Source organism: Gemmatimonadota bacterium (assembly GCA_026706845.1).
GTDB lineage: Bacteria > Latescibacterota > UBA2968 > UBA2968 > UBA2968 > VXRD01.
This window is the reverse complement of the sequence record JAPOXY010000045.1, coordinates 1-5,203: the sequence shown is the minus strand read 5'-3', so window position 1 is coordinate 5,203 and position 5,203 is coordinate 1. Positions and strand designations below refer to the sequence as shown.

Sequence of the window (5,203 nt, the reverse complement as noted above, 5' to 3'; positions counted from 1 at the left end):
CGCATCTGCCTCGCTCGCCGTGTATGACACATCTCGAGCGGCAATATCGTAGTGATAATCAATCCCCGCCTCGGAATAAACCCGCCCGGGAATCTGCATCTGCCCATTCACCGTCGGCAACGTATGATATTGAGATTGCATCGTCCAGATGTCATACCGCTCACTGCTAAACGTCTTAGCCGTATAGGTCTCAACCCCTGCATCCACGAGCACGGGCTGGCCATCCAAATAGACCACCACATGCCCGATATCATTGTGATTGTGACTCTCGGCATTGTGCCCGCCCTTTGCCCCCACAAAAAATCCACCTGTCGCCCCTGCCTGATCGCGTGCGACAAACACCTCAATCTCATCCAAAAATACATTGCGCGGCAACGGCTGTGCAGCTTCTGCATCGAGAATTTCATTCAGCGAAAACAGCGCGGGCAACGCCCGCCCCATGCTCCCAAAAGACTCCGAAATACCCTTCTCGGCAGCGGCCTGTTGTTTTGCAGACCACGCGCCGAGAGCCGCCATCGCGTCATCTCCAATGCGCTTGCCATAGCCATAGGCAACCGCAAAAGCCGGCACCACTACTGGCGACGCATCGGCAAAATTAATAAAATATTGATCTGCAATTTGCACCCGATAGATAAACTTGCCAATATTCTGAACGAGCGGCTCATCGTACACATCAATCGCCCCACCCGTTGCACTGTAAAGCCACTCCAAACAATCGTAAAGCGATGCCCCTGCACGCCCCCAATAACCCGGCCCCTCATCACATCCCCCATCTTTCGGATACGGATCGATAAAATGATCCACCGTCTGCATCGCCTTAAACACCGAAGCAACCCGCCGCGCTTCATCGGTCTCCATCAACAAAGTAGAGGTCAACCAATTCGACACAATCCACGGATTCCAATTATTCACGCGCGTCCCCGAATATCCCATCCAGCCAAAATCTTCGCGCTCCAACAAAGGCGTCAAAATGCGATATTGCATCTCACGCGCAATGCGCGGCACAATCAAAGGCGAAACCCCGTCGAGTTGCGCGCCCAACAAATACACCGTCCACGCCAGCAATTCCGACGTCTCTGCGGCAAACAAATCGACAATCGGCTCAGCAGTATCCGGCAGACCACTACCCGCCTTTTGCACGCCAATATGCGCGGGCACGCCCCAAAAAGACTCCTCGCAAATGCACCAGATACCATTGGTAATATCATCCAAAAATCTGCCTTTGCCCTCCACGCACTCTGCCAGAACCAGATCGGACAGCGCCGTGCGCCGCCCAAAACTCAAACTCTCGTACCGCGAGCGATTCCCATTGCGCGCATAATCCAAAAACCGCACTGCGGGCACACCCGGCCAGTCAAAATTCAGGCGTTCTTCCCCCCTCGCAATTTGCGCCTGTCGAACCGCGTCTGGCAACGCATCCCACGCATAGCGCGTCAACGCCGTGGGAAAAGGCCGCCAGTCATCCCGCGGAATCAAAATATCTTTTAACACGTCTTCCGAATACTTTTGCGAAAGCATTTATTCCTCCGTTAATTAAAGCCATCATTCCAAATCTCAACAACAGGAGCGAGAACACCATGCCACTCAAAATTGCACAAATCGGCAGCGACGGACATCAGAACATGGTACTCGACGGCATCGCGCACATCCCCGACGCACAACTCATCGCCTGTGCCAAAGGACATCCCGACGACACCCTCGCCAGAGTCAAATCGCACGCAGCATTTACCGCACACACCCGCCTGTATGACGACTATCGCCACATGCTCGACACCGAAGAAATCGATCTCGTCAGCATCTGTCGTCCGTATTCCTTCAACGCCGAAGCCTCAATAGCCGCAGCAAACCGCGGAATCGACATCGTCAGTGAAAAACCCGTTGCAACCACCCTGAAAGATCTCGAAGCCCTTGAAACAGCGGTCAAAAACAGCGGTATTCGCCTCACCGCCATGTTTGGCCTGCGACTATCCCCCGCATTTCGCGCAGCACACCAGGCAGTTCAAGACGGCCTCATCGGCGAACCCATTCTGGCAACCGCGCAAAAATCCTATCGCTTTGGCACCCGCCCGGACTTTTTCAAAAAGCGAGAAACTTATGGCGGCACAATTCCCTGGGTCGCAATCCACGCCGTCGATTACACGCGCTGGACAACCGGGCGCGAATACACACAAGTCGCCGCACTTCACGGCAACCTCGCCCATCCCGACTATCCCGGCTGCGAAGACCACGGCGGCATGCTCTTCCGCCTGAGCAATGGCGGCACGGCAATGATCAACCTCGATTATTTGCGCCCATCAACAGCCCCCACCCACGGCGACGATCGCCTCCGAATCGCAGGATCAGAAGGCGTCGTCGAAGTCATCGACGACCGCACGCATCTGATTCGCTCGGGCGAAGCACCCCGCGACCTGCCCCTGCCACCCGAAGAAAACTTCCTCGTTAACCTCTACGGTGAACGCACGGGCAAAGCACCCCACATCATCGGCCCCGACGAAGCCATAAAAGTCACGCGCCTGTGCCTACAAGCACGTGAAGCTGCGGACACGGGCAATGTGCTCGCGCTGTGAGGAGGCGCCGGATGTTTCACTTCTTCAACACCAGCGGATAATCCGTCAGATTCTGCACCCCGTCTTCCGTCACCAAAAACGTATTCTCCAACCGAATGCCCCCGTTCAAAGCCTCGCTATACGCACCCGGCTCACAGGAAAAGACCGTGCCCACCTCAAAAATACCCTCTCGGTCCCGGTTCAAATCGGGCGGCTCGTGTGCGCGAATCCCCACGCCGTGTCCCGCGTGATGAATCAGTCCAATATCGGACAAATGGGGATGCTCGCGGATTCTCTCATCAATCGTATGCCACAGTACAGTCCCCCGTCCACCAGGCCCTACCAGATTGGGAACGTCCTCTAAAATAGCTTTCAAAAGATCGTACACCGACGCCTGCAAATCTGTGGGATCGCCCACGGCAAAAGTGCGGCACAGATCGGACCAGTACCCGTGATATTCTGTCTGCGCGTCGATAACATACAACTCCCCATCTTCAATAATCCGATCTCTGGCCAGCCCGCCCAATTGCCCACATTGATAATCGCCCCCGTGGTGCAGCACCTCACCCGCGGCATTCAACGCGACCTGCTGCCCCGCCGCGAGCACATCCAGCTCATTCACACCTGGCGCAATCACCTCTTGCACGCGGTCATAAGCCCGCAAATTAATATCAATCGCCTTTTGCAACATCGCAACTTCATCGGCATCCTTACTCATCTGCTGTGCAATCAGCAAATCGTCTATCCCCACCCATTCGCCACCCAGAGCATCTGCTATTGTATCGGCGAGCAACTTGGGCGTGGCTTCCTGCTGCCAACCCAAACGAGCAATACCCCGACAACCGCTGAGCTTCTGTGCCACAGCCGCATTCAGCAAGCGCATCGGATCGGGATTCATCGTATAGAGCACATGCGAATCGTACACCACGCGCTCATCCACAGCCGCATCCCCTTCGTCAGTCGTTGACGCCAGCCACGATCCCCCTTCGGTCTCCAAATAAAGAAGCGCGGGAAAAGAAAATGAGGGATATGCCGACAGAAGCACACCGGTCAAATAGTAGATATCCCGATAATCTGTAATAATAACCGCGTCAATTCCCTCCTCGGAGAGACGTGATCGAAATCGCTGCTGCCTGCTACGACAACCTTCCAGAGTGAGCATAACACATATCCTTTCCGTGAAATCCTGTTGGTAAATCCTTCTTTTTTTTGCATAATACAGGACGCATTTTCACAACCACCCCAATTTAACACCAGGAGTGCATCATGCCAGAAAAAAAAGTCCGCGTATGTGTCGTCGGGATGGGCATTGGGAAACCCAATGGCCGCGCCCTTGCGAAAAATGATCGCGGCGAAGTCGTCGCACTATGCGACCTGATCCCCGAAAGAATGGAAGAATTTGCCCGCGAATTGCCCGGCGAACAAAAATTCTACACAGATTACAAAGAAATGTGTAAAGACCCCGACATCGACGCGGTATTTGTAGGCACCCCAAACCAGTGGCATGTGCCCGTCGCACTCGAAGCCGTCAAAAACGACAAACACGTCATGGTCACCAAACCGCTATCGGACTCTGAAGAGGCAGCGCAAAAACTCGTAGAAGCCGCCGAAGCATCTGGCGTCGTCAACATGATGTCGCTCTCCACCCGATTCTCCGATCAGTGCCAATATCTGGGCAACCTCGCGCGCGAAGGCTATTTTGGCGACCTGTACTATGCCCGCGCCCGCAGCGTGCGCCGAAGCGGCATCCCCGCGTGGAACCTCGGATTCATCCAAAAAGGCGGCGGCGCATTCCGCGACATGGGCGTCCACGTCCTCGACGCCGTGTGGTACTTGCTCGGCATGCCCAAACCCGCCACCGTCACAGGCGTGTGCGGCGCAAAATTTGGACCGCGCGGACGCGGCTACTGGGGCTTTAGACAAGTCCCGCCCAGCACCTACGAACAATACGCCGCTGACGACTATGCCGGTGGGTTCATCCGCTTTGAAAACGGCGCGGGCCTCCAGGTCGAAAGCTTCTGGGCATCTCATCAGCCCAACGAACTCCAGATCGAACTCTTTGGCGACGAAGCAGGCGCGCAATTCCGCCCCCTCAAAATCTACAAAACACAGAACGGCGTCCCACACGACATCGCCGTCGATATCCCGCTTGCAACCCAGGCATGGGACCGCATTGCGGGCCACTTTATCGACTGCATCCTCGACGGCAAAACCTGCGAAGCACCCCTGCGTCACGGATATCAAGTGCAGCAAATGATGGAAGCCGTGCTCGAAAGTGGCGAAACCGGACGGGAAATTCGCATTAGTTAATTCACGGAGATTCCCATGACTGGCTTACACATCACCGTCGGACAAAAAAACGCCGACATCATCGGTAATGACAACCGCGCATTGCAAGCAGCAGTCGATTACACGGCTGCGCTCGGCGGAGGCACGGTTGAAATCCTATCCGGCACGTACATCATGCGCGACGCGCTCCATCTTCGCAGCAACATCACGGTCAAAGGACAGGGCGAAAACACCACATTGCGGAAGGCAGACGGCATTGAGACCCCCCTTCTCCTCGACGGGGACTTTGGCGAAGAACAGATCACCCTTGAAAATCCCGATGGATTCAAAGTGGGCTATGGCGTCAGCATCACAGACGATCAGGGCGG

The 5,203-nt window shown here is 55.4% G+C and carries 5 protein-coding genes; 3 read left to right on the top strand and 2 right to left on the bottom strand.

Annotated elements, in window-relative coordinates:
• The coding region (locus tag OXG87_04580) for a heparinase II/III family protein (GenBank protein MCY3868810.1) at positions 1 to 1,518 on the bottom strand (1,518 nt) is incomplete at its 3' end.
• Positions 1,519 to 1,577: 59 nt separating this feature from the next.
• Between OXG87_04580 and OXG87_04575 the strand changes: the two genes are divergently transcribed.
• Positions 1,578 to 2,567, top strand: a complete 990-nt coding sequence (locus tag OXG87_04575; protein MCY3868809.1) for a Gfo/Idh/MocA family oxidoreductase — start codon at positions 1,578 to 1,580, stop codon at positions 2,565 to 2,567.
• Between the two features lie 16 nt (positions 2,568 to 2,583).
• On the opposite strand, the gene OXG87_04570 is transcribed toward OXG87_04575, so the two are convergent.
• Complete coding sequence (locus OXG87_04570) at positions 2,584 to 3,708, bottom strand: Xaa-Pro peptidase family protein (GenBank protein MCY3868808.1); 1,125 nt, start codon at positions 3,706 to 3,708, stop codon at positions 2,584 to 2,586.
• Positions 3,709 to 3,812: 104 nt separating this feature from the next.
• Here OXG87_04570 and OXG87_04565 point away from each other — a divergent pair, with 104 nt between their 5' ends.
• A complete protein-coding gene (locus OXG87_04565; GenBank protein MCY3868807.1) occupies positions 3,813 to 4,856 on the top strand; it encodes a Gfo/Idh/MocA family oxidoreductase in 1,044 nt (347 codons plus the stop codon).
• Between the two features lie 15 nt (positions 4,857 to 4,871).
• On the top strand, positions 4,872 to 5,203 hold a 332-nt coding region (locus OXG87_04560; protein MCY3868806.1), incomplete at its 3' end, for a glycosyl hydrolase family 28-related protein.